This is a genomic window from Sphingomonas panni, from assembly GCF_022664435.1.
GTDB lineage: Bacteria > Pseudomonadota > Alphaproteobacteria > Sphingomonadales > Sphingomonadaceae > Sphingomonas > Sphingomonas panni.
In genome coordinates this window covers 216,399-239,853 of sequence record NZ_JAKREU010000001.1, presented here as the reverse complement: position 1 = coordinate 239,853, position 23,455 = coordinate 216,399, and the positions used below count along the sequence as shown (strand labels likewise).

The window sequence follows — 23,455 nt, the reverse complement described above, 5'->3', positions numbered from 1 at the left end:
ACGCGACATGGCGCTGCTGCATCGCTTGCTGGGCAAGGCGGCGCGGATGGTGTGGCGCATCACCGGACCGCGCACGATCGGGGTACGCGCCCTGCTGCTCGATCCCGGGGGGCGTCGCGTTGCGCTGGTGCGGCATACCTATCTCGACGGCTGGTACCTACCGGGCGGGGGCGTGAAGAAGGGCGAGGCCATAGCCGACGCCCTCCACCGCGAACTGGCCGAGGAAGTGGCGGTCGTCGAAGCGACGGTCGAGCGGGTGCTGGGCGTCTATCACAACCGACGCGAGGGCAAGGACGACCATGTCATCGTCTATGTCGTCCGCGCGCCCGGCGACGCGCTGCGCGGTGCGGATGCGCTGGAAGTGGCGGAGGTCGGCTGGTTCGCGCTGGATGGGTTGCCCGCGGGGACGTCGCCCGCGACGCTGCGCCGGATCGAGGAGTTCCGTCTTGGGGCGACCGGCGGAGGGTGTTGGTAACGAACCGAACCCTCCATTCAATCGAAATGCCGGTCCCGTCGTCACCCCGGACTTGATCCGGGGTCCCGCTTCTCCTTCTTCGACGGTCGCCAAGAAGCGGGACCCCGGGTCAAGCCCGGGGTGACGGATGGGGGGCGGGGGAACCTACGCCACCACCCCCTGCAGCAGCTTGGGCAGCTTGCCCGTCTCACCCCGCGCTTCGGCCATGAATGCGGCTTTCAGCGGCGGGATCGAATCGACCGCCGACAGGCCGAATCGCCGCACGGCGCTCGCCGCCTTGCCCGGAATGCCGAACAGGCGCGTCAGCCCATCGGTCGCCAGCGCCACGGCAAAGGTGTCCAGCCCGCGCCACCGCTGATACCGCTCCAGCAAATAGGGATCGCCGAGGTCGAGCCCGGTGCGCTTGCCCTCCACCAGCACCTCGGTCAGCGCGGCGACGTCGCGCAGGCCGAGGTTCAGCCCCTGCCCGGCGATCGGATGGATGCCGTGCGCCGCGTCGCCGACCAGCACCAGCCGGCCGGCGGTGATCTTCGCGGCGTGATGGAAGCCGAGCGGATAGCTGGAGCGCGCCGACAGGTTCGACAATTCACCCAGGAACCCGCCCATTTTCTTCGACGCTTCGGCCAAAAACGCGCGGTCGGACAGCTTCAGCATCGCCGGCTGGTCCTTCGCATCGACCGTCCACACGATGGCGGAGCGATGGCCGTGCGCGTCGTCGTTCACCGGCAGGATCGCGAAGGGGCCTGCGGGATAGAAGATTTCGTAGGCGATATTCTCGTGCGGTTCGGCATGGCCCAGCGTCGTGATGATCGCGGCATGATTGTAGCTCCACCGCGCGACGCGAATACCCGCCGCCTCGCGCGTCGGCGAGTTGCGTCCTTCGGCGGCGATCAGCAGCGGCGCGGTGAGGGTGTCGCCGCCCGCCGTCGTCACCGTCACGCCATGCGCCTCGCGCCGCACGTCGATCGCGCGGTCCTGGTAGCGCAGGTCGACATGGGGAGAGGCGACCGCCGCGTCATAGATCGCCTGGCGCAGCCGCTTGTTCTCATACATCACGCCGACCGGATCGTCGGCGGCGTCGGGGACGAAGTCGAGCTTGCCCGCCTCCAGCCCGTCGGTCGCGCGGATCGCGGCGATCGGACAGCCTTCGTCGCCCAGGCCCGGCGCGATGCCGATCGCTTCAAACATGCGGTGCGTCGCGCTGGCGATCGCCGAGGCGCGCCCGTCGAAACCGGGCGCCAGCGTCACCGCCGGATCGGCGGGATCGAGGATGATCGAGGTCAGGCCGTGCACGCCCAGCGCTACGCCCAAAGTGCTGCCGACCAGCCCGCCGCCCAGGATGATGACGTCCGCCTGTGCCATGAAACCCGTCCCATCCGTGAATGCAATTCGTCTTTCGCGACTTAGGGTCTGACGCGGCCCACCGCAACGCCGCCTTGACGCCATGCCCCCCTGCGGCGCACATCGGGGACGTATCGAACAAGGGTGGAACGAATGGCGACCAACGCGCAGCCGATGTTGTGGCGCGACGCGATGAAGGCGGGTGCGAAGCGTAGCGGCGCGATGATCGGCGCGACGTTGCTGTTCGTCGCCATGATCGTGATCGCCCTCGCACTGGTCAGCTATTCGCCCGCCGACCCGTCGTTCAGCACGGCGGCGGGCGGTCCTGCCGTGAACAAGCTGGGGTCGTTCGGGGCGATGCTCGCCGACCTGCTGCTCACCATTTTCGGCGTGCCGGTGGCGATGCTGCTGCCGCTGGGGCTGATCGTCAGCGTGCGGTTGTGGCGCGACGTGCCGGTGGGACCGTGGCCGCGCATGGTGCGCGACTGCCTGATCGGCGTGCTGGCGATGGGTACCACGCTGGCTTTCGTGTCGGGCGAGGCGATCCTGTCGCTGCCCGCCGGCTATGGCGGGGTGATCGGGTGGAGCATCGCGGCGGCGGTGCGGGGGCTGATCCATCTGATCGGGGTGCCGGTTGCCGAACTGTGGACGATCCGCGTCGTGGCGCTCGCCACCGCGCTGTTCGGGGTGTGGCGCTGGGCCAAGGGGCTGACGATCGAGATTCCCGACGGCACGTTCCGGATGCCGAAGTTCGAACGTCGTGCGCGTGTCGCGGCGGACGAAGGCGAGGTGCTGGTCGAAGACGACGACCTGCCATTCGATCCTGCCCCCCGCGCGCCGCTGGCGGCGGACGACGACGATCTGGACGAGGCACCGGCCCGGCCACAGCCGCGCCGCGCCGCGCCGGCCGACGACCGCGCCCCCCCGGTCATTGCCGAGCGCGCCGCATCGCCCGCGCTGGCCAGCGCCCCCCGACCTGCCAGCAGCGAAGGCCGCGACAATTTCGCGCTCCCCGCCATCGACCTGCTCGCGCCTGCGCCCGAATCGACCGGGCCGACGGTGGACAAGGCCGCGCTGGAGCGCAATTCGCGTCTGCTCGAAAGCGTCCTCGACGATTTCAACGTGAAGGGGCAGGTGGTGAAGGTCGCGCCCGGCCCGGTCGTGACGATGTACGAACTGGAGCCGGAGCCGGGCATCCGCGCCAGCCGCGTGATCCAGCTGGCGGACGATATCGCCCGCAACATGTCGGCGATCTCGGCACGTGTCGCGACGATTCCGGGCCGTACCGTGATCGGCATCGAACTGCCCAACCAGAAGCGCGAGATGGTGTCCCTGCGCGAACTGATCGCCAGCCAGGCGTTCGCCGACCAGAATGCGCAGCTGCCCATCGTGCTCGGCAAGAATATCGCCGGCGATCCGGTCGTCGCCGACCTTGCCCCCATGCCGCACCTGCTGGTCGCCGGTACCACCGGTTCGGGCAAGTCGGTCGGGCTGAACTGCATGATCCTGTCGCTGCTCTACCGGCTGACCCCGGACCAGTGCCGCATGATCATGATCGACCCGAAGATGCTGGAACTCAGCATGTATCGCGGCATCCCGCACCTGTTGGCCGATGTCGTGACCGACCCGCCCAAGGCGGTGCGCGCGCTCAAATGGGCGGTGGAGCAGATGGAGGACCGCTATCGCATGATGGCGTCGATCAACGTCCGCAGCCTCGCCAGTTTTAACGACAAGGTGCGCGCGGCGGCGGCCAAGGGGCAGAAGCTCGGCCGCAAGGTGCAGACGGGCTATGACGCCGACACCGGCACGCCGATCTATGAGGAAGAGACGCTCGACCTTTCGCCGCTGCCGCAGATCGTGGTGATCGTCGACGAACTGGCCGACCTGATGATGACGGCGGGCAAGGAAGTCGAATTCCTGATCCAGCGGCTGGCGCAAAAGGCGCGCGCGGCGGGCATCCACCTCATCATGGCGACGCAGCGTCCCTCGGTCGACGTCATCACCGGCGTCATCAAGGCGAATTTGCCGACGCGCATCAGCTTCCACGTCACGTCGAAGATCGATTCGCGCACCATCCTGGGCGAACAGGGCGCCGAACAGCTGCTCGGCCGCGGCGACATGCTTTACATGCCCGGCGGCAAGGCGCTGGCCCGCGTCCACGGGCCGTTCGTCAGCGATGACGAGGTGCAGGCGGTGTCCGACTTCTGGCGCTCGCAGGGCGCACCCGACTATATCGACGCGGTGGTTAACGAGCCGGAGGGCGATGCCGGCTTCAGCCTCGATGGTGCCCCGACCGGCGACGATTCGCCGGAGGAACAGACCTTCCGGCAGGCGTGCCAGCTGGTGGCGGAAAGCCAGAAGGCATCGACCAGCTGGCTCCAGCGCCAGTTGCGCGTCGGGTACAACTCGGCGGCAAGGCTGATCGAGCGGATGGAGAAGGAAGGGCTGGTGTCGCGGCCGGACCATGTCGGGCGGCGCGAGGTGCTGATGGACGCCGACGGGCGGCCGACGGGGTAATTCCTGCCTCCTATTCCTTATCCCCTTTCATCCCGTCCCCCCCGTTTGCTTCGAGCGCAGGTTCGAGCCTGTCGAGAACCGAAGTCGAGAAGGCGTTGCCGCAAACGACCGAGTTCTCGACTATCGCTTCTCGACAAGCTCGAAGCTGCTCGAACCGAACGGGAGGGGCAGGGTAGGCGCGGGCAAACGGGCAGCAGAGGGAACACATGGCCCCGCCATCCTTTGGCACCCCGACCCCCCAACCACACGGACACCTCCCATGACCGACCTTCCCCTAAACGACGGCCGCACCATCCCGGCGATCGGCTTCGGCACCTACAAGGTGCCCGCAGAAGACTCCGCCCGCCTGTCGCGCGAGGCGATCGATGCCGGATACCGCCTGATCGACACCGCCGCCTTCTACGCCAACGAAGCCGGTGTCGGCGAAGCGACCGGGGGTAGCGACATCTTCGTCACCACCAAATTGTGGCGCGACGCCATGGGCTATGACGGCGCGCTGAAGGCGTTCGACGCCAGCGCCGCGAAGCTGCCGCGGATCGACCTGTTCCTGATCCATTGGCCAATGCCGTCCGAAAACCGCTATGTCGACACGTGGAAGGCGCTGGTGCGGCTGCGCGAGGAGGGGCGGGTCGGATCGATCGGCGTATCGAACTTCTCGCCCGACCATCTCGACCGGATCGTCGATGCGACCGGCGTCGTGCCCGCGCTCAACCAGATCGAACTGCACCCGACCTTTCAGCAGCGTGACGCCCGCGCCGCGCACGAACGGCTGGGCATCGTCACGCAAAGCTGGTCGCCGCTGGGGCAGGGCACGCTGCTGACCGACCCGACCATCGCCGCCATCGCGCAGGAAGCGGGGGCGACCCCGGCACAGGTCATCCTCGCATGGCATCTGCAGGCCGGGCTGGGCGTGATCCCGAAGGCATCGTCGCGCGCGCGGATCGAGGAAAATCTGGCGGCGGAAAAGGTGACGCTGACGCCCGAGCAGGTGGCAAAGCTCGACGCGATGGACCGCGACGACGGGCGGCTGGGACCGAATCCCGACACCCTCTAAGCCCCTCCCCGGCACGGGGAGGGGGACCATCCGCAGGATGGTGGAGGGGGATAGCCGCAATCGGAACGGTTGCGTTGCGCCGCGAACCCCCTCCACCCCTCGCTGGCGCGAGCGGTCCCCCTCCCCGTGCCGGGGAGGATTTGATACGGACCGCCATGCTCCCCATCCACGCCGTCCTGCCCCATCTCCTCCAGACGCTGCGCGACCGCACCTCCGCCGTCCTCGTCGCCCCGCCGGGCGCGGGCAAGACCACCGCCGTCGCCCCGGCGCTGCTGTCCGAAGCATGGGTCACCGGCGAAATCCTGCTCCTCTCCCCCCGCCGGATCGCCGCCCGCGCCGCCGCCGAACGCATGGCCGCTACCGCCGGCGAACCGGTCGGCCAGACCTTCGGCTATGCCACCCGCATGGACAGCAAGCGGTCGGCGGCGACCCGCGTGACGGTGATGACCGAGGGCATCTTCGTCGCCCGTATCCAGGCCGATCCCGAACTGGCCGGCGTGTCGGCGGTGCTGTTCGACGAAGTGCACGAACGCAGCCTCGACAGCGATTTCGGCCTCGCCCTGGCGCTCGATGCGCAGGCGGCGCTGCGACCGGACCTGCGCATCCTCGCCATGTCGGCGACGCTGGACGGCGAACGCTTCACCGCGCTGATGGACGATGCCCCGGTGATCGAGAGCGAGGGCCGCTCCTACCCGTTGGAACTGCGCTATATCGGTCGCAATGCCGAGGCGCGGATCGAAGATTCGGTCGCCGCCGCGATCCGCCGCGCGCTCGGCGAAGCGGAGGGCGGCATCCTCGCCTTCCTGCCCGGCGTCGCCGAGATCGAACGCACCGCCGAACGCATCGCCGTGCCGGATGGCGCGGTACTCCACCGGCTGCACGGCACATTGCTGCCCGCCGAACAGCGCGCGGCGATTGCCCCCGATCCGCAGGGGCGGCGCAAGATCGTGCTGGCGACCAGCATCGCCGAAACCTCGCTGACCCTGGACGGCATCCGTATCGTCGTCGATTCCGGCCTCGCCCGCCGTCCGCGCTATGATCGCGCGGCGGGGATGACGCGGCTGACCACCGAACGCGCTTCGCAGGCGGCCGTCACCCAGCGCGCGGGCCGTGCGGCGCGACAGGGACCGGGCGTCGCCTATCGCCTGTGGGAAGCCGCCGCGACCGCCGGACTACCCCGCTTCGACCCGGCGGAGATATTGGAGGCCGACCTGTCGGCGCTGGTGCTCGAATGCGGGAAGTGGGGCGTCAACGATCCGACGACGCTGCGCTGGCTCGACCCGCCGCCGGCCGCGGCCGTCGAGGAGGCGCGCGCGCGGCTCGCCACGCTGGACGCGATCGATGGTGACGGCCGGCCGACGCCGCACGGCCTTGCCATCGCCGCGCTGCCGCTCTCGCCCCGTCTCGCCCATATGCTGATCCGTGCCGGGGAGGGCGGGTTCACCGGCGCGGCTGCGGACGTCGCCGTCCTGCTGGGCGAACGGGGGCTGGGCGGCAACGACACCGATCTCGACCAGCGCCGTCGCCGCTGGCGCACCGAACGCGGGCAGCGGGCCGAGGCGTCCCGGCGCCTCGCCGATCGCTGGCGCAAGCTGGTCAAGGGCCACGACGACCCGCCCGCCGATGCGCTGGCGCGGAGCGTGGCGCTCGCCTTTCCCGACCGCATCGCCAAACGGCGCGATGCGTCGGGCGAACGCTGGGCATCGGTCGGCGGGCGCGGCTTCACGCTCGATGCCGCCGCGCTCGGATCGGCCGAATGGCTGGCGGTGGCGGAGACGCAGGGGCAGGCGGCGGGTGCCCGCATCCTGTCCGCCGTCGCGATCGATCAGGCGACGGTCGAGCAGCTGTTCGGCGACCGGATCGAGACGCGGCGCAGCGTCCGCTTCGATCCCGCCACGCGCGCCATCGTGGCGCTCCGCGAACGCCGACTGGGCGCGATCCGGCTGTCGTCCGGCCCCGATGCCGCCGCATCGCCCTACGAGATCGTCGCGGCGCTGGTGCAGGCGGTGCGGGGCGACCTGTCGCTGCTGCCGTGGGAGGGGGCGGAGTCGCTCCGCCGGCGGTCGGCCTATGTCGCGGCAATGCTGGGGCAGGACGATCCGCTGGGCGATGCGGCGCTGGTCGCGGCGATCGACGACTGGCTCCCGCCGCTGCTGACCGGCAAGCGTCGGCTCGACATGGTGACCGGGCTGCACGATGCGCTGGAGCAGCAGGCGGGTTGGGACTGGATGCAGCAGGTCCGCCGCCTCGCCCCCGCCCGCTTCGAAAGCCCCGCCGGGTCGAGCCATGCGATCGACTATGCCGCCGAAGGGGGACCCCGCGTGGAGTTGCGCGTGCAGGCGCTGTTCGGCCTCGCCACCCATCCGATGGTCGCAGGGCAGCCGCTGACGCTCAGCCTGACCTCGCCGGCCGGCCGCCCGATCCAGACGACGCGCGACCTGCCGGGCTTCTGGGCCGGGTCGTGGCGCGACGTGTCGAAGGAAATGCGCGGCCGTTATCCACGCCATCCGTGGCCCGACGATCCGGCAGCGGCATCGGCGACGCTCCGCACGAAGAAGGCGGATGCGCGGCGGGGATGATTTGACCACCCCGTTTGGTTCGAGCAGCTTCGAGCTTGTCGAGAAGCGTCCGTCGAGAACTTCGGAGTTTGCGGCAAGCCCTTCTCGACTTCGGTTCTCGACAGGCTCGAACCTGCGCTCGAAGCGAACGGGGGTGGGGAAAAGGGTGGGGCGCTACCCCTCGCCATGCCCCTTGGCCAGATAGTCCTCCGACCGCATCTCCTCCAGCCGGCTGATCGTCCGGTCGAATTCGAACCGCCCGTCGCCCTTCGGGTATAGCTCGCCCGGCTGCGCATCGGCCGCCGCCAGCAGCTTCACCCGATATTCGTACAGCGCGTCGATCAGCGTGACGAACCGCGCCGCCTCGTTGCGATTGTCCGGCCCCAGCACCGGAATGCCGACCAGAATTACGGTATGGAATGCCCGCGCGATGGCGAGATAGTCGGGCGCGCCGCGTGCCTCGCCGCACAGCCGCTTGAAGCTGAACACGCCGACGCCCTTCAGCGCTTTGGGCACATGCAGCGTCCGGCCGCCCCCGACGTCGAGGTCGCATGACGGCACATGGTCGCGATCCTCGACCGGATAATCGGTCAGGCGAAAGAACGCTGCCGACAGCGCTTCGGTCGCCGCCGCGCCATTGGGTACCAGCCAGGTATCGACCGCGCCCAGCCGGTCGCGGCGATAATCGGTCGGGCCGTTGAGCGGCAGCACGTCGAGGTTCGTTTCGAGCAGCTGGATGAACGGCAGGAAGCTGTCACGCTGCAACCCGTCCTTGTACAGGTCGACCGGCGGGCGGTTCGACGTCGCGACCATCGTCACGCCGTGGGTCATCATCTCGGTGAACAGCCGCGACAACACCATCGCGTCGGCGGTGTTGTTGATGACCATTTCGTCGAAGGCGAGGAGCTTCAGATCCTTGGCCAGCGCCTCGGCGACCGGGGGCACGGGGTTGCCGACCTCCTTGGCGCGCTCGGTGGCGAGGCGGGCATGGACCTCGATCATGAAGGCATGGAAATGGACGCGGCGCTTGGCCGGTTCGGCGACGCAGTCGTAGAACAGGTCCATCAGCATCGACTTGCCGCGCCCGACGCCACCCCACAGATAGACACCGCGCGGGGGCGGCGTGTCGCCACCGGTCAGGCGCGCGAACAGGCCGCGCTTCGGCGGATGGTCGATGGCATCGGCGAGAAGCGAGAGGCGTTCGGCCGCGGCGCGCTGTTCGGGGTCGGGGCGGAGTTCGCCGGCGGTAACGAGTTGGTCGTAGCGGGTGAGGACGGTCATCGCGCGTCGTCCTACGTCACCCGCCCCCTATTTGCCACACCCACCCCGTTTGCTTCGAGCGCAGGTTCGAGCCTGTCGAGAACCGAAGTCGAGAAGGGGTTGCCCAAGCGTAGCGTTCTCGACGGACGCTTCTCGACTTCGCTCGAAGCTGCTCGAACCAAACGGTATCTTTGGCGGATCAGATGATCCGCTCGACTTCCATCTTCTTGATCTCGGCGATCGCCTTCGCCGGGTTCAGCCCCTTCGGACACACGTTCGCGCAGTTCATGATCGTGTGGCAACGATACAGGCGGAACGGATCTTCCAGCTCGTCCAGCCGCTCGCCGGTCATCTCGTCGCGACTATCGGCCAGCCAGCGATAGGCTTGGAGCAGGATCGCGGGACCCAGGAACTTGTCGCTGTTCCACCAATAGCTCGGGCACGAGGTCGAGCAGCAGGCGCACAGGATGCACTCGTACAGCCCGTCGAGCTTGTTGCGGTCTTCCGGCGACTGGAGCCGTTCCTTGCCGGCGGGTTCCGGGGTGACCGTCTGCAGCCACGGCTTGATCGATGCGTATTGCGCATAGAAATGCGTGAAGTCCGGCACCAGGTCCTTGATGACGTCCATGTGCGGCAACGGGGTGATGCGGATATCGCCCTTGATATCCTCGATCGCCGTGGTGCAGGCGAGGCCGTTGCGGCCGTCGATGTTCATCGAACACGACCCGCAAATCCCTTCGCGGCACGAACGGCGGAAGGTGAGCGAGGGGTCCTGCTCCGACTTCATCTTGATGAGCGCGTCGAGGACCATCGGACCGCATTCGTCCAGATCGATCTCGAAATCGTCGTAGCGCGGATTCTGGCCCGAATCGGGGTCGTAGCGATAGACCTTGAATTTCTTGATCCGGCCCGACGTCGGCGACTTGTGGGTCGTGCCCTTTTTGACGACGCTGTTCTTGGGCAAACGGAATTCGGCCATGATACTCGCTCGGTTCGGTCAGGGGGTGGCAATTCCACCCGGTCTGCGGGTCAGATACATGACAGGTGGGGATGCCGCAAACGCGAACAAGGGAAAACTGTACGAAGGGGAGGGGGAATGCGCCGGCCGTGCGTCATTCCCCCGCCGAACCTTAAACCGCCGGCAATCCCTCCAGCAGCTTGTCCAGCGTCGCCGGGTAATCGCGCACCCGGACACCCGTCGCGTTGTAGATCGCGTTGACCACCGCCGCGCCCGCGCCGCCGATGCCCAGTTCGCCGATCCCCTTGGCATGGAGCGGATTGGCGTGGACGTCGCGTTCGTCGAGGAACACGATGTCCATCGGCGGAATGTCGGCATGGGCCGGCACATGATATTCGGCAAGGTCGTGGTTCACGATCCGCCCGTCGCGGTCGTCATGGACCAGTTCCTCGGTCAGCGCGGTGCCGATGCCGAACACGATGCCGCCGATACACTGCGACCGCGCGGTCTGCTGGTTCAGGATGCGCCCGGCCTCGAACGTCGCGTGCCACCGCGTCACGCGGACCTCGCCGGTCACCGCATGGACCTTCACTGCGCAGAAATGCGCGCCATAGCCGGCCTGCGTCGTTTCCTTCTCCTGTTTGCCCGGCTCGATCGATCCGGTGGCGGTGATCCCGTCGCCGACCAGATCGCCGATCGGCACCCGGCGATTGCCGGCGACCGCATGGCCGTCCTTCAGCGTCAGTTCGTCGGGCGCGACGTCCATCGCCTTGGCCAGCTTCTCGCGCAACGCCTGCGCCGCCAGATAGACCGACGACCCGCTGCTGCCCGCACCCCATGACCCGCCCGAACCCGCACCCGGTGGCGACTTCGTATCGCCCAGATGCACGTCGATCCGCTCGATCGGCAGGCCCAGCAACTCGCCCGCGATCTGCGCGAGGATGGTGTAGGTGCCGGTGCCGATGTCGGTCATGTCGGTTTCGACCAGCGCGCGGCCATCGGGACCGATCGTCACCGCCGCTTCGCTCGGCTGCAGCATGTTGGTGCGGGTGGTCGCCGCCATGCCCTGCCCGATCAGCCAGTCACCGTCACGCTGGCTGCCCGGTACCTTGTTGCGCGCGTCCCACCCGAACGCCTTTGCCCCGGCGTCGAGGCAGCGGGTCAGCGAGCGGGTGGAGAAGGGCACGTCCTTTTGCGGATCGCGCGCGGGATCGTTGCGGCGGCGCAATTCGACCGGATCGATGCCGATCTTTTCCGCCAGCTCGTCCATCGCATTTTCATGCGCCAGCAGCCCCACCGCCTCGCCCGGCGCGCGCATCGATCCCGACAGCATCCGGTTCATCTCGACCACGTCATGGGTGATGACGCGGTTTTCGCCGGCGTACAGGAACTGGGTCGCGATGCCGGCCGGTTCGAAAAAGCCTTCACCTGGCAGGTTGCTCACGATGGTTTCATGCCCGATCCCGGTCAGCTTGCCGTTCGCATCGGCGGCGAGGCGCATCCGCTGGTGCGTGTTCGACCGGCGCACGGTGGCGTCGAACACCTGCTGGCGGGTCATCACCGTCTTGACCGGCCGTCCGACCGCCTTGGCCGCCAGCGCGGTCGCGACCGACTCCGGCGCGATGCCCAGCTTCGACCCGAAGCCGCCACCGACATAGCGTGCGACGATCCGCACCCGTGACGCGCGCTCGCCCAGCGCCTTGGCCAGCTGCTGCTTGTCCGACGACGGCATCTGGTATGCGCCGTACAGCGTCAGCCCGTCCTCGTCCCACACCGCGGTCGATGCGTGCGGTTCCATCGCCGCCGAATTCTGCGACGGTGTGGTCCAGATATCGTCGATGGTGAACGCGGCCTCGGCCATCGCCGCGTCGAGGTCGCCCTGCTTGTGATGGGGCGGCATGGTTCCCGCCGGCGGTTTCTTGGCGCTGTCCAGCCGGTCGTCGAACGTGAACACGCCCTCCGCCGGTTCGAAGCGGATCGAGACCAGCTGCGCCGCGTCGCGGGCGATCTCGAAGCTCTCGGCGACGACGATCGCCACCGGCTCGCCGAAATAGGCGACGTCCTTGACCCCTTGCGTCGGGGCATCGGTCTCGCCGCCCTGCTGCGCGTTGCGGATGAAAGTCTTCAGGTCGACCACGACATCCAGTACGCCGGGAAGCGCCTTGGCCCCCGCGGCGTCGATCGCGGTAATCTTTCCCGCCGCGAACGGTGCGCGGACGAGGAAGCCGTAAGCGAGGTTGTCGGGAGCATATTCGGCGGCATAGGTCGCCTGTCCGGCTACCTTCAGCGGACCGTCGACCCGTTCGATCCCCTTGCCGATGATCCCCTGCACGCCCGAATCGAGCAGGCTCTTCTCGACGGGCTTGTCCATGCGTAGCGCGTTCTTGGTCATGCCGTCAGCTCCCGCAGCGTCGCGACCAGCGTGCGGCGCGTCAGTGGAATCTTGAAATCGTTGCTGCCGAAACCCTTGGCCTCGCGCAGCAGCAGGTCGGCGGCTTCACCGAACAGCGTGTCGGACGGAGCCTGTCCGACCAGAAGGCGCTCGACAGCTTCGTCGCGCCACGGCATCGGGCCGAGGCCGCCAAACGCCAGCCGGGCGGAAGCGATCTTGCCATCCTCGACCGCCACGATGCCGGCGACCGACACCAATGCGAAGGCATAGGACGCACGGTCGCGTACCTTGCGATAGGTCTGTTTGCCCTGCGGCGGAGCGGGCAGTTCGACATGGGTTATAAGTTCACCCGGCCGCAGCACATTCTCGACATCCGGCGTGTCGCCCGGCAGGCGATAGAAATCGCCGATCGCGATCCGCCGCTTTTCGCCGTCGCTGCCCAGCGTCACGATGGTCGCGTCGAGCGCGCGCATCGCCACCGCCATGTCGCTCGGATGCGTCGCGATGCAATGCTCGCTGGTCCCGAGCACGGCGAGGATGCGGTTGAAACCCTCCCTCGCATCGCAGCCCGATCCCGGCACCCGCTTGTTGCAGCGCGCGGCGGTTTCATAGAAATAATAGCAGCGGGTGCGTTGCAGCAGGTTGCCGCCGGTCGATGCCTTGTTGCGCAACTGCCCCGACGCCCCGGCCAGCAGCGCGCGGCTCAGCACTTCGTAGCGTTCGCGGATGATGGGGTCCGCCGCCAGGTCCGAATTGGGTACCAGCGCCCCGATCCGCACCCCGCCGCCGTCGATCTCCTCGACCTCGTTCAGCGGCAGGCGGCTGATATCGACCAGCCGCGCGGGCGTTTCGACCTGCAACTTCATCAGGTCGAGCAGGTTGGTCCCGCCGGCGATGAACCTGGTGTCGCGCTCCGCGCCTTCGCGGACGGCGGCTTCGGCACTGTCGGCCTTGGCATAGTCGAACAGCTTCATGCCGTGGCCTCCACTTTCGCATCGGCGACTTCGCGGATCGCATCGACGATGTTGGGATAGGCCGAGCAGCGGCAGATATTGCCGCTCATCCGTTCGCGGATTTCGTCGTCGGTGAAGTCGGGATCGTCCAGCTCGGCGCTGACATGGCTGGGCCAGCCCTTCTGCACTTCGTTCAGCATCCCCACCGCCGAGCAAATCTGCCCCGGCGTGCAGTAACCGCACTGGAACCCGTCATGCTTGACGAAGGCGGCTTGGAGCGGGTGGAGGTTTTCGGGCGACCCCAGCCCTTCGATCGTCACGATCTCGTCATCCTGATGCATCACGGCGAGCGTGAGGCAGGCATTGATGCGGCGGCCGTTCACCAGCACGGTGCACGCACCGCATTGGCCGTGATCGCAGCCCTTCTTGCTGCCGGTGAGCGAGAGATGTTCGCGCAGCAGGTCGAGCAGCGAGGTGCGGATGTCGACCTCCGCCTGATACGGCTGTCCGTTGATGGTGAATTGCATGGGGCGCGCTCCGTTGGTCGTCATGGCTAACGTTCGCAGCCCAAAGGGTTTCCTGTTGCGAGAGGGTCGCAGATGTTGGGAATGGTAATGGCCGCGATGTTGGGAACGGGCGCGATGACCGAGGAACGACCGCTGACCAGTCCGCCGATCGTGATCGCGCACCGCGGGGCCAGCGGATCGCGCCCCGAACATACGCTCGCCGCATATCAACTCGCGATCGAACAGGGGGCGGACTTCATCGAACCCGATCTCGTGCTGACGAAGGATAATGTGTTCGTCGCCCGGCACGAGAACGAGATTTCGGAAACGACCGACGTCGCCGACCACCCCGAATTCGCCACCCGCCGCACGACCAAGCGGATCGACGGCGTCGCGATCACCGGCTGGTTCACCGAGGATTTCACCCTCGCCGAGCTGCGCACGCTGCGCACGAAGGAACGGCTGCCGCTGCTCCGTCCCGGCAACCGGGCCTATGACGGACAGCAACCGGTGCCGACACTGGCCGAGGTAATCGCGCTCGCCAAGCGCGCCACGGCCGAAACCGGTCGCACCATCGGCATTTACCCCGAAACCAAGCACCCGACCTATTTCGCCTCGATCGGTCATCCCATGGAGACGCGGCTGGTGGCCGAACTGCGCGCCGCCGGCTGGGACCGGGCGGATGCGCCGGTGTTCATCCAGTCGTTCGAGGTGAACAACCTGAAGGCGCTGAAGAAGCTGACCAAGATTCGCCTGATCCAGCTGATGAACGATACCGGTGGCCCCGCCGATCATGCGGCGAAAAGCTATGCGGCGATGGCGACGCCGGCGGGGCTGAAGGCGGTGGCGACCTATGCCTGGGGCATCGGCCCGAACAAGGTGCTGGTGGGCAGGGACAAGCCGCTGGTGCGTGATGCCCATGCGGCGGGGCTGCGGGTGCATCCCTGGACCTATCGCGCGGAAAATGTCTTCCTGCCCGAAGCGTATCGCGTGCCCGGCGACGGCGCGACCCATGGTCGCGTGGGGCAGGAGATTGCCGACGCCGTCGATGCGGGCGTCGATGGTTTCTTCACCGATTACCCGCTAATCGGGGCACAGATACGCGATAAACCCTATTGAGGAACGACCGATGCGACTGGCGTGGATGGTGTTGGCGCTAGCGCCGCTGACCGGTGGGTGCGTCAGCACGGTATGGAACGTCGCGACCGCCCCGGTCCGCGCCGGCGCACAGGTGGTCGACTGGACCACCACCAGCCAGTCGGAGGCCGACCGCAATTACGGCCGCAAGATGCGCAAGAAGGAAGCTCGCGAAGGCCGCGAGATGCGCAAGGAAGAGGCGCGGCGTCGGCGAGAGGCGCGGCGCGACGACGATTGAGGGGATCTGATTACCTCAACCTCCAATCGTCACCCCAGCGAAGGCTGGGGTCTCTCTCGGCTCCTGTCCCGCCCGACCACCGGGAGGCCCCAGCCTGCGCTGGGGTGACGTTCGTGGATAGGTAGTGGGGCGCGCCTACAACCGATTCCCCGCCAGCGCCTCCGCCACCGCGCGCAGCACGATCAGCCGGGTCTGCACGCCGTAATGGCTGCTCACCACCTCGACCGCCCGGCATCCCGGCTCGCCCGGCACATGGCAGCCCATCCCGTTGACCAGCCCGTCGCTGGCGCTCCAGATCGCGGTGGCGGGGACGGGCAGGGGGCGGCGCACCTCCTCGGCCAGCGCCAGCACGGCGGGGTCGTCGACCGATTCGCCGCTGATCCATTCATACAGCCGCCACACCCGCGTCGATCGCGCCGGCCCGGCATAAGGGCTGGCGACCGTCACCACCTGTTCGATCAGGTCGGGCCGGCGATGCGCCACCAGCCGCGCCATGATCCCGCCCATGCTGACCCCGACCAGCGCCACCGGCCGCCCGGTGCCTTGCGCCACCGCATCGATCCGCTCGATCAGCGCCTGTCCGTCGACCCCGATGCTGCGCTGTCCGAAATTGCGGCCCAGCGCCCAGCCATGCGGCGCATGTCCCAGGTCGCGCAGATAGCGCGCCATGATCGTCATCGACCGGTCGCTGTTGAACAGGCCCGGCAACAGCATCACCGGCTGCCCCTCTGCGCGCGGCACCCCAGCCAGCGCTTGCCGCCAGCCGAACGGTACGCCCGCCAGCGCCAGCGCGGCGCGCGGCGTCTCGATCAGGAACTGCCCGAGCGGGGGCGGGGGAAGGGTTTCTACAGCCACGACGTCACCGTCACCGGAAACGGTGTCCACCGCCCCATCGGCACGCCCGCCGCCCGCAGCATCCGCCCGGTCCATGCATTGCACGTCTCGATCGCGCTGTAGCGCCCGCGCGCGACGTAAAAGGCATCGGACGGGCCATAGCCATGCACCGGATCGCTCCTTGCGGCGAAGCTCGCCCGGATGGCGGTCACCAGCCGGCGATATTGGTCGGGGGTCAGCATCACCGGATGAACGCCCGGTTCGCCCACCGGCTCCGGCAGATACCCGACATGCAGCACCACCGCATCACTGCCGATGGCGGCGGCGGCGATCGTGGCAGGCTTCACATCGGCCCAGCTGGGCGTGCCGAGATAGAAATTGCGCTCGCCCCAACCGATCGACAGCCAGCCATGGCCGGCATAGCGCGGATCGGCCAGATCATCGGCGCGTACCAGATCGTCGAACCCGATGCCGGCGGCATGTTTGGGCAGGACGATGCCGGTATGGATGCCGTTATCCTCGACATAGATGCGGATGCCCTGTGTCGGCGGCGCGGTGCCCCCCGCCGGAATCGCCCCGCCGGCCAGTCCGGCGAAGAGATACAGCAGCGCGACCAGCACGACCGCCCCTACCATACCAGCTATTCGGTGCAGCCATTTCCGTCGCATCGTTTCCCATGCTACTATTTGCGGATGGCAAGCGAAACCCACGTACTCGACCGCCCGCCCGCCGGGGCCAATGCCGACTGGACGATCCCGCAGGGCTGGGACTCCTATACGCCGGAAGACCATGCGACCTGGGACACGCTCTATGCGCGGCAGATGAATTTGCTGCCCGGCCGCGCGTCCGACGCGTTCCTGCGCGGGCTGGATGCGCTGAAGCTGTCCGAATCGGGCATTCCCGATTTCGAGGAACTGTCCGACCGGCTGGAGGCACTGACCGGCTGGCGCGTCGTCGCGGTGCCCGGGCTGGTGCCCGACGACGTGTTCTTCACGCACATGGCCAATCGCCGCTTCGTCGCCGGCAACTTCATCCGCCGCCCCGACCAGCTCGACTATCTGCAGGAGCCGGACGTCTTCCACGACGTGTTCGGCCATGTGCCGATGCTCGCGGACCCGGTGTTCGCCGACTATCTCGCCGCCTATGGTCGCGGCGGCCTGCGCGCGCTGGAACTCGGATCGCTCAAGCAGCTGGCGCGCCTCTACTGGTACACGGTCGAATTCGGACTGGTGCAGGAAGCCGACGGCCTGCGCATCTATGGCGCGGGCATCGTGTCGAGCGCGGCCGAAACCCGTTTCTCGCTCGACGATCCCAGCCCCAACCGGATCATGCTCGACCTCGCCCGCGTGATGCGCACCGATTACCGCATCGACGATTTCCAGCAGAGCTATTTCGTCATCCCCAGCTTCGACGAACTGCTCCGCCTGACCGTCGAGACCGACTTCGCGCCGGTGTACGATGCGATCCGCGATCAGCGCGAGATCGCGGTGGACGAGGTGCTGCCGGAGGATGTCGTGGTGACCGAGGGTACGCAGGCTTACGCGAGGTCGAAAATCTGAAGCTCCTCCCCGCTGTGCGGGGAGGGGGACCGCCGCAGGCTGGTGGAGGGGGGTGTCCGCATACGGCACGGCTGCGTTGCGTGGCGATCCCCCTCCACCCCTCGCTGGCGCGAGCGGTCCCCCTCCCCGCGAGCGGGGAGGAACTTAAAGGTCCAGCGCCCAGCCGTCGCGGCCCTTGGGATCGATCGGTGCGGTCGGCACGAAGCGTTCCGCCCCCGCCACCAGCCGCAGCACGCTCCAGTCGCCCCGCCGGTCCACTTCCTCCAGCGTGCAGCCGCACGCCGCATAGGCCGCGACCACATCCGCCCGTTGCGTCTCCAGCAGGCCCGCCAGCACGATCGTCGCATGGGGGGCGGCGATCGCCGCCACCTCCGGCGCCATCGACATCAACGGCCCGGCCAGGATGTTGGCGATCAACAGGTCATAGGGCGCGGCGGCGGAGATATCGTCGGACAGTGCGCCATCGGCGACCACCAGTTCGACCCGCTCGACCGCGTTGATCCGCGCATTCTCGGCAGTCACGTCGATCGCCACCGGATCGATATCGGTCGCGATCACCCGTGCCGCCGGCCACAATTCGCGCGCCGCAAAGGCGAGCAGGCCGGTCCCGGTGCCAAGGTCGATGACGTTGCCGAACGCCCGGTCAGCCATCCGGTCGAGCATGGCGAGGCACCCGCTGGTCGTCTCGTGATGCCCGGTGCCGAACGCGCGACCCGCATCGATCAGGAACGCCCGCGCCCCCGCCGGCACCGCATCGCCATGCGCGGCGGTGTGGACGAAGAAGCGCCCGACATGCAGCGGCTCCAGCCCCGCCTGGCTCATCGTCACCCAATCCTCGTCGCCCAGCGCCTCCACCTCCGGTGCGGTGCCGGCGGCGCTAGGCACCAGTGCGGCGATGGCGGCGATGGCATCGGCGTCCGGCTCTGCCTCGAAATAGGCGTCGAGCCGCCATGTCTCGGTATCGTCCTCGACCGTTTCGGTGGTCATCAGCACCGGCGCCGGATCGATGCCGAAATCCTCGGCGGCGTCGATCGCCTCCGCCTCGGCGCGGGTGCAGGGGAGGGTGAGTTTCCAGCTCATCGCGCGGGAGCCATCAGGGTCGGGAATGCCATGGCCGCGCGGTGTAGGCGCGGGCGCGGGTACATTCAATGCGCGTGGGGGCGGGGGGCTGACCCCGATCGGTGCAGGGTTCCCCCGGACCTGATCCGGGGTCCCGCTCCTTGTGGTGCTGTCCGTAGGGAGCGGAACCCCGGACCAGGTCCGGGGGCAGTAGAAGGGCGAGTCTTTCGGTTTGATGAACACGCGCCAGAGGAACGCGCCGAACCTCTCGTTCCCGTCAGAGACGGCGTCGGTCCGTCGTTACGCCGCGACCTTGCCGATGAAGTCGATGGCGCTGGCCTTGAGCGCGCCCAGCTCGCCGTCGAGCGAGGTGAAGCCGTCGCCGACCCGGTCGATCTCCGATGCCACGGTTTCGGTATCCTCGCGGATCGCGGCGATGGTCGACGACATCGAATCGGCCGCGAGTGCGGTTTCGTCGACGGCGGCGGTGATCGCGGTGACGGTCTGCGCCTGGATTTCCATTGCGCTGCGGATGCGGTTGGCGCTTTCCTGCACCTCGCTCACCGTCGCGCGGATAGACGCGTTGGTTTCGACGGTCGATTTGGTCGCGGCCTGGATCGCGGCGATCTTGGCGGCGATATCGTCGGTGGCGCGTGCGGTCTGGCTGGCCAGGCTCTTCACCTCCTGCGCCACCACCGCGAAACCGCGCCCGGCATCGCCCGCGCGGGCCGCCTCGATCGTGGCATTGAGCGCGAGCAGGTTCGTCTGCCCGGCAATGTCGCGGATCAGGCCCAGGATCGATTCGATCGACTTGGCATGGTCCGACAGCGCCTCCGACATGCCGACCGCCGTACCGGCCTGTTCCGACGCGCGGGTCGCGATCTCGGCGGCGGCCTCGACCTCCTTGCGCGCATCCTCGATCGCACGGATCAGCCCGGCGGAGGTGGCGGCGGCCTCGCGCATCGCGACCGCCGACTGTTCGGCGGCGGCGGCGACTTCGGACGCCTTGCCCAGCATTCCCCGGACATTGGCCGAACTGCGGGCGGCATGGATGCGCAGCGTGTCGCTCTCGCGGCTCGCGCGTTCGACCGTCGCACCGATATTGTCGCGGAACTCCATCGCCAGCTGGTCGCGCGATTCCTGCAGGTCATACTGGAAATAAGCGTTGTAGAGCGACACGAACACCTCGGATTCCAGCGAGCGCAGCCGGAACAGCAGTTCGGCCGAATAGCGGAACGACGCTTCGTCCGGGATTCCTTGGCGCAGCACGTCGAGCAGCGCGCGCGCACCGGCATCGCCCATCGACAGGATCGCCGTCAGCGCGACATCGTTGCGGAACGCGGTGGCAATGGTGCGCTCGCACGATTCGACCCAGGCGAGGCCCGCCAGATTGGTGAAGCGGTTGCGCAGATAGGCGACGCCCAGCTCGACCATCCGGTCGTAATCCTGGTGCAGGCTGTGCACCCCGCCGACCTTTTGCGACTGGACGAAATGCGCCGTCGCGATGTCGCGAGCGTGCGGTTCGATCACCGTCCACAATTCGCGCGCGGCCGCGATGTCGTCGTTCGAGATATTGAACAGGCGCAGGCGTTCTTGCAGATCGATCGTCCGGCTCACGCTCTCCGGTGCCGGCAGCTTCCTGGTCCCCACGATTCGCTTCCCCTGTTCGCCGGCGTTCGCGACTGGTACGGCGAACCCGATATGGTTCCGGGGTAACGTGCAGGCGTTAACAGTCGGTTGACCACGGACCCGGCGACCTTCGCGCGATCCATGGGGCGTCCCTTTCGTGCAAGCGGACTTGCATCGCCGGGGCGGGCGCGTAGATAGGCCACAATTGCTGGAAATCCGCATCCGCCCGACGTGGCTGCGCGCGCTGCTTTTTGAGGAATGTCCGACTTGGCCATGGTCCGCCCGAAAAATCGCCCCGTTTCACCCCATCTCCAGATCTGGCGCTGGGGCCCGAACATGCTGGTGTCGATCCTGCACCGTGCGACCGGCGTCGCCATGGGAACGGTCGGCCTCGCGCTGTTCGTCTGGTGGCTGGCAGCGCTCTCGGGCGGCGAGGAAAGCTATGCGCGGTTCCTGTCGTGGTTCACCGGACCGTTCGCGCCGATCGGCTATCTGGTCGGCATCGGCCTCAGCTTCGCGCTGTTCCAGCATATCGGCAACGGAATCCGCCATTTCTTCATGGATATCGGCGCCAATTTCGAACTGAAGGGCAACCGCCAGAGCGCGGTCGCGACGATCGTCTTTGCCGCCTGCGCGACTGCCGCGCTGTGGGCCTGGCTGCTGGTGGGGAAGCACTGATGGGTAACGGAACCAGCCTCGGTCGCGTGCGCGGCCTGGGATCGGCCAAGGCCGGCGCGCATCATTTCTGGCACCAGCGGCTGACCGCGGTATCGAACCTCGTCCTCATGGTCTGGTTCGTGCTGTCGCTCGCGCTGCTGCCGGCCTATGATTACGACACCGTCTATGCCTGGGTGTCGTCGGCATGGGGCGCGGTGCCGCTGATCCTGCTCGCCACCTCGGTTTTCTACCATGCCAAGATGGGCCTGCAGACCGTGATCGAGGATTATCAGCATGACGAAACGCGCGTCGTCGCGCTGATCGCGCTGAACCTCGTCTATGGCGCGGGCTGGCTACTCGCCGCCTTCTCGATCCTCCGCATCGCTTTCACCGGGACGCCCGCATAATGGCCACCGACGCTTACAAGATCATCGACCATACCTATGACGTCGTCGTCGTCGGCGCGGGCGGCTCGGGCCTGCGCGCGACGATGGGCAGCGCCGAGGCGGGTCTGAAGACCGCCTGCATCACCAAGGTGTTCCCGACCCGGTCGCACACCGTTGCGGCGCAGGGCGGTATCGCCGCCTCGCTCGGCAACAATTCCCCCGACCATTGGTCGTGGCACATGTACGATACCGTCAAGGGCTCCGACTGGCTCGGCGACCAGGACGCGATCGAGTACATGGTCCGCGAAGCCCCGGCGGCGGTGATCGAGCTGGAACATGCCGGCGTGCCGTTCAGCCGGAACGAGGACGGGACGATCTACCAGCGGCCCTTCGGCGGCCATATGCAGAATATGGGCGAAGGCCCGCCCGTACAGCGCACCTGCGCCGCCGCCGACCGTACCGGCCACGCGATGCTCCACGCGCTGTACCAGCAGTCGCTGAAGTATGACGCCGACTTCTTCATCGAATATTTCGCGCTCGACCTCATCATGGAGGACGGCGTGTGCCGCGGCGTCATCGCCTTGTGCATGGAAGACGGGTCGATCCACCGCTTCCGCGCCCATTCGGTGGTGCTCGCGACCGGCGGCTATGGCCGCTGCTATTTTTCCGCGACCTCGGCGCACAGCTGCACCGGCGACGGTGGCGGCATGGTGCTGCGTGCCGGCCTGCCGCTGCAGGACATGGAGTTCGTCCAGTTCCATCCGACCGGCATCTACGGCGCGGGCGTGCTCATCACCGAGGGTGCGCGCGGCGAAGGCGGCTATCTCACCAACAAGGATGGCGAGCGGTTCATGGAACGCTACGCCCCCTCTGCCAAGGACCTGGCGTCGCGCGACGTGGTGTCGCGGTCAATGGCGATGGAAATGCGCGAAGGGCGCGGCGTCGGCAAGGACGGCGACTATATCTTCCTGCACCTCGACCATATCGATCCGAAGGTGCTGGCCGAACGCCTGCCGGGCATCACCGAAACCGGCAAGATCTTCGCCGGCGTCGACCTGACCCGCCAGCCGCTGCCGGTCACCCCGACCGTCCACTACAATATGGGCGGCATCCCGTGTAACTATCACGGCGAAGTCGTCACCATCAAGGACGGCAACCCCGATGCGGTCGTGCCCGGCCTGTTCGCGGTCGGCGAAGCGGCCTGCGTGTCGGTCCATGGCGCCAACCGCCTCGGCTCCAACTCGCTGATCGATCTGGTCGTGTTCGGCCGCGCGACGGGCCTGCGGCTGAAGGAAACGCTGAAGCCCAACACCCCGCACAAGCCACTGCCCAAGGACTCGGCCGACCTCGCGCTCGCCCGGCTCGACACGTTCCGCAATGCGAAGGGCGGCACGCCGACCGCGCAGATCCGCCTCGCCATGCAGAAGACGATGCAGAAGCACTGCGCCGTGTTCCGCGACGACGCGCTGCTGAACGAAGGCGTCACGATGATGGAGGACATCTACAAGTCCTTCGCCGACGTGAACGTCACCGACAAGTCGCTGATCTGGAACACCGACCTGGTCGAGACGCTGGAACTCGACAACCTGCTGGCGCAGGCGATGGTGACGATCAAGTCGGCGCAGAACCGCAAGGAAAGCCGTGGCGCGCACGTGAACGAGGATTTCCCCGATCGCGACGATGCCAACTGGATGAAGCACACCATCTCGACCTTCGACGGCTGGGGCGGCAAGGGCGGCACCACCGCGATCGATTATCGCCCGGTGCACGACTATACGCTCACCGACGAGATCGAGTATATCAAGCCGAAGAAGCGGGTGTATTGATCCTGTTATCAGACGGTTAAGGGAAGGGCGATCGGTGCGGACCGGTCGCCCTTCTTCGTTTCAGGCCGGAAGCAGAAAAAGGTTCGCGCAGAGACGCAGAGACGTGAAGGGTTGCG

At 67.6% G+C, this 23,455-nt stretch carries 20 protein-coding genes; 10 read left to right on the top strand and 10 right to left on the bottom strand.

What is annotated here, in order from left to right:
• Positions 1-7 precede the first annotated feature (7 nt).
• Positions 8-475 (top strand): NUDIX domain-containing protein, encoded by a 468-nt coding sequence (locus MF609_RS01255; RefSeq protein ID WP_242414518.1) that lies wholly within the window; start codon positions 8-10, stop codon positions 473-475.
• A gap of 144 nt (positions 476-619) precedes the next feature.
• Here MF609_RS01255 and MF609_RS01250 read toward each other — a convergent pair whose 3' ends face one another.
• A complete protein-coding gene (locus tag MF609_RS01250) occupies positions 620-1,837 on the bottom strand; it encodes a UbiH/UbiF/VisC/COQ6 family ubiquinone biosynthesis hydroxylase (RefSeq protein WP_242414517.1) in 1,218 nt (405 codons plus the stop codon).
• A gap of 132 nt (positions 1,838-1,969) precedes the next feature.
• On the opposite strand from MF609_RS01250, the gene MF609_RS01245 reads away from it, so the two are divergent.
• The 3 genes from MF609_RS01245 to hrpB all read left to right on the top strand — a co-directional run bounded on the left by MF609_RS01245 (position 1,970) and on the right by hrpB (position 7,966).
• Positions 1,970-4,333, top strand: a complete 2,364-nt coding sequence (locus MF609_RS01245; protein ID WP_242414516.1) for a DNA translocase FtsK — start codon at positions 1,970-1,972, stop codon at positions 4,331-4,333.
• A 259-nt stretch (positions 4,334-4,592) separates the two neighbouring features.
• The gene (locus tag MF609_RS01240) at positions 4,593-5,387 is read left to right on the top strand and encodes an aldo/keto reductase (RefSeq protein WP_242414515.1); all 795 of its coding nucleotides are present in this window, start codon (positions 4,593-4,595) and stop codon (positions 5,385-5,387) included.
• Positions 5,388-5,542: 155 nt separating this feature from the next.
• Complete coding sequence (gene hrpB, locus MF609_RS01235; protein WP_242414514.1) at positions 5,543-7,966, top strand: ATP-dependent helicase HrpB; 2,424 nt, start codon at positions 5,543-5,545, stop codon at positions 7,964-7,966.
• A 153-nt stretch (positions 7,967-8,119) separates the two neighbouring features.
• Here the strand turns inward: hrpB and zapE are convergent, their stop codons facing one another.
• From zapE to MF609_RS01210, 5 genes are all read right to left on the bottom strand, one after another.
• Positions 8,120-9,226, bottom strand: coding sequence for a cell division protein ZapE (gene zapE / locus MF609_RS01230; RefSeq protein WP_242414513.1), 1,107 nt, complete (start codon positions 9,224-9,226; stop codon positions 8,120-8,122).
• 178 nt (positions 9,227-9,404) lie between these two features.
• Positions 9,405-10,184, bottom strand: coding sequence for a succinate dehydrogenase iron-sulfur subunit (locus MF609_RS01225; protein ID WP_242414512.1), 780 nt, complete (start codon positions 10,182-10,184; stop codon positions 9,405-9,407).
• A gap of 151 nt (positions 10,185-10,335) precedes the next feature.
• Positions 10,336-12,555 (bottom strand): xanthine dehydrogenase family protein molybdopterin-binding subunit, encoded by a 2,220-nt coding sequence (locus MF609_RS01220; RefSeq protein ID WP_242414511.1) that lies wholly within the window; start codon positions 12,553-12,555, stop codon positions 10,336-10,338.
• Entirely contained in the window at positions 12,552-13,529 is a 978-nt protein-coding gene (locus MF609_RS01215; RefSeq protein ID WP_242414510.1) for an FAD binding domain-containing protein, read from the bottom strand. Before MF609_RS01215 ends, MF609_RS01220 begins: the two co-directional genes overlap by 4 nt.
• Positions 13,526-14,035: a 2Fe-2S iron-sulfur cluster-binding protein gene (locus MF609_RS01210; protein WP_242414509.1), complete on the bottom strand. Its 510-nt coding sequence runs from the start codon at positions 14,033-14,035 to the stop codon at positions 13,526-13,528. The genes MF609_RS01215 and MF609_RS01210 overlap by 4 nt, the downstream gene beginning before the upstream one ends.
• Before the next feature lie 81 nt (positions 14,036-14,116).
• Between MF609_RS01210 and MF609_RS01205 the strand changes: the two genes are divergently transcribed.
• Positions 14,117-15,133 carry a glycerophosphodiester phosphodiesterase gene (locus MF609_RS01205; RefSeq protein ID WP_419723052.1) on the top strand — a complete coding sequence of 339 codons (1,017 nt, stop codon included), beginning with the start codon at positions 14,117-14,119 and terminating at the stop codon, positions 15,131-15,133.
• A gap of 10 nt (positions 15,134-15,143) precedes the next feature.
• Positions 15,144-15,389: a hypothetical protein gene (locus tag MF609_RS01200; protein ID WP_242414507.1), complete on the top strand. Its 246-nt coding sequence runs from the start codon at positions 15,144-15,146 to the stop codon at positions 15,387-15,389.
• A 135-nt stretch (positions 15,390-15,524) separates the two neighbouring features.
• Here MF609_RS01200 and MF609_RS01195 read toward each other — a convergent pair whose 3' ends face one another.
• The gene (locus MF609_RS01195) at positions 15,525-16,244 is read right to left on the bottom strand and encodes an esterase/lipase family protein (protein WP_242414506.1); all 720 of its coding nucleotides are present in this window, start codon (positions 16,242-16,244) and stop codon (positions 15,525-15,527) included.
• Positions 16,235-16,858 carry a TIGR02117 family protein gene (locus MF609_RS01190; RefSeq protein ID WP_242414505.1) on the bottom strand — a complete coding sequence of 208 codons (624 nt, stop codon included), beginning with the start codon at positions 16,856-16,858 and terminating at the stop codon, positions 16,235-16,237. Before MF609_RS01190 ends, MF609_RS01195 begins: the two co-directional genes overlap by 10 nt.
• A 57-nt stretch (positions 16,859-16,915) precedes the next feature.
• Here MF609_RS01190 and phhA point away from each other — a divergent pair, with 57 nt between their 5' ends.
• Positions 16,916-17,782 carry a phenylalanine 4-monooxygenase gene (gene phhA, locus MF609_RS01185; protein WP_242414504.1) on the top strand — a complete coding sequence of 289 codons (867 nt, stop codon included), beginning with the start codon at positions 16,916-16,918 and terminating at the stop codon, positions 17,780-17,782.
• Between the two features lie 144 nt (positions 17,783-17,926).
• On the opposite strand, the gene MF609_RS01180 is transcribed toward phhA, so the two are convergent.
• Both MF609_RS01180 and MF609_RS20145 read right to left on the bottom strand, forming a co-directional pair.
• A complete protein-coding gene (locus tag MF609_RS01180; protein ID WP_242414503.1) occupies positions 17,927-18,862 on the bottom strand; it encodes a 50S ribosomal protein L11 methyltransferase in 936 nt (311 codons plus the stop codon).
• Positions 18,863-19,141: 279 nt separating this feature from the next.
• Positions 19,142-20,491 carry a methyl-accepting chemotaxis protein gene (locus MF609_RS20145; protein ID WP_242414502.1) on the bottom strand — a complete coding sequence of 450 codons (1,350 nt, stop codon included), beginning with the start codon at positions 20,489-20,491 and terminating at the stop codon, positions 19,142-19,144.
• Between the two features lie 237 nt (positions 20,492-20,728).
• Here MF609_RS20145 and sdhC point away from each other — a divergent pair, with 237 nt between their 5' ends.
• The 3 genes from sdhC to sdhA are packed head-to-tail and all read left to right on the top strand — an operon-like array spanning position 20,729 to position 23,339.
• The gene (gene sdhC, locus MF609_RS01170; RefSeq protein ID WP_336943681.1) at positions 20,729-21,148 is read left to right on the top strand and encodes a succinate dehydrogenase, cytochrome b556 subunit; all 420 of its coding nucleotides are present in this window, start codon (positions 20,729-20,731) and stop codon (positions 21,146-21,148) included.
• On the top strand, positions 21,148-21,534 hold the full coding sequence (gene sdhD, locus MF609_RS01165) for a succinate dehydrogenase, hydrophobic membrane anchor protein (RefSeq protein ID WP_242414500.1): 387 nt from the start codon (positions 21,148-21,150) through the stop codon (positions 21,532-21,534). Before sdhC ends, sdhD begins: the two co-directional genes overlap by 1 nt.
• Positions 21,534-23,339, top strand: coding sequence for a succinate dehydrogenase flavoprotein subunit (gene sdhA / locus MF609_RS01160; protein ID WP_242414499.1), 1,806 nt, complete (start codon positions 21,534-21,536; stop codon positions 23,337-23,339). Before sdhD ends, sdhA begins: the two co-directional genes overlap by 1 nt.
• The last annotated feature ends 116 nt before the right edge of the window (positions 23,340-23,455 follow it).

Excerpts from the sequence above, each read along its gene's own strand:
- MF609_RS01225 (WP_242414512.1), bottom strand. The coding sequence starts at position 10,184 with ATGGCCGAATTCCGTTTGCCCAAGAACAGCGTCGTCAAAAAGGGCACG.
- sdhD (WP_242414500.1), top strand. The coding sequence starts at position 21,148 with ATGGGTAACGGAACCAGCCTCGGTCGCGTGCGCGGCCTGGGATCGGCC.
- MF609_RS01245 (WP_242414516.1), top strand. The coding sequence starts at position 1,970 with ATGGCGACCAACGCGCAGCCGATGTTGTGGCGCGACGCGATGAAGGCG.
- MF609_RS01180 (WP_242414503.1), bottom strand. The coding sequence starts at position 18,862 with ATGAGCTGGAAACTCACCCTCCCCTGCACCCGCGCCGAGGCGGAGGCG.
- hrpB (WP_242414514.1), top strand. The coding sequence starts at position 5,543 with ATGCTCCCCATCCACGCCGTCCTGCCCCATCTCCTCCAGACGCTGCGC.
- MF609_RS01190 (WP_242414505.1), bottom strand. The coding sequence starts at position 16,858 with ATGGTAGGGGCGGTCGTGCTGGTCGCGCTGCTGTATCTCTTCGCCGGA.
- MF609_RS01210 (WP_242414509.1), bottom strand. The coding sequence starts at position 14,035 with ATGCAATTCACCATCAACGGACAGCCGTATCAGGCGGAGGTCGACATC.
- MF609_RS01240 (WP_242414515.1), top strand. The coding sequence starts at position 4,593 with ATGACCGACCTTCCCCTAAACGACGGCCGCACCATCCCGGCGATCGGC.
- MF609_RS01255 (WP_242414518.1), top strand. The coding sequence starts at position 8 with ATGGCGCTGCTGCATCGCTTGCTGGGCAAGGCGGCGCGGATGGTGTGG.
- sdhA (WP_242414499.1), top strand. The coding sequence starts at position 21,534 with ATGGCCACCGACGCTTACAAGATCATCGACCATACCTATGACGTCGTC.
- MF609_RS01220 (WP_242414511.1), bottom strand. The coding sequence starts at position 12,555 with ATGACCAAGAACGCGCTACGCATGGACAAGCCCGTCGAGAAGAGCCTG.
- sdhC (WP_336943681.1), top strand. The coding sequence starts at position 20,729 with ATGTCCGACTTGGCCATGGTCCGCCCGAAAAATCGCCCCGTTTCACCC.
- MF609_RS01250 (WP_242414517.1), bottom strand. The coding sequence starts at position 1,837 with ATGGCACAGGCGGACGTCATCATCCTGGGCGGCGGGCTGGTCGGCAGC.
- zapE (WP_242414513.1), bottom strand. The coding sequence starts at position 9,226 with ATGACCGTCCTCACCCGCTACGACCAACTCGTTACCGCCGGCGAACTC.
- MF609_RS01215 (WP_242414510.1), bottom strand. The coding sequence starts at position 13,529 with ATGAAGCTGTTCGACTATGCCAAGGCCGACAGTGCCGAAGCCGCCGTC.
- phhA (WP_242414504.1), top strand. The coding sequence starts at position 16,916 with ATGGCAAGCGAAACCCACGTACTCGACCGCCCGCCCGCCGGGGCCAAT.
- MF609_RS01200 (WP_242414507.1), top strand. The coding sequence starts at position 15,144 with ATGCGACTGGCGTGGATGGTGTTGGCGCTAGCGCCGCTGACCGGTGGG.
- MF609_RS01205 (WP_419723052.1), top strand. The coding sequence starts at position 14,117 with ATGGTAATGGCCGCGATGTTGGGAACGGGCGCGATGACCGAGGAACGA.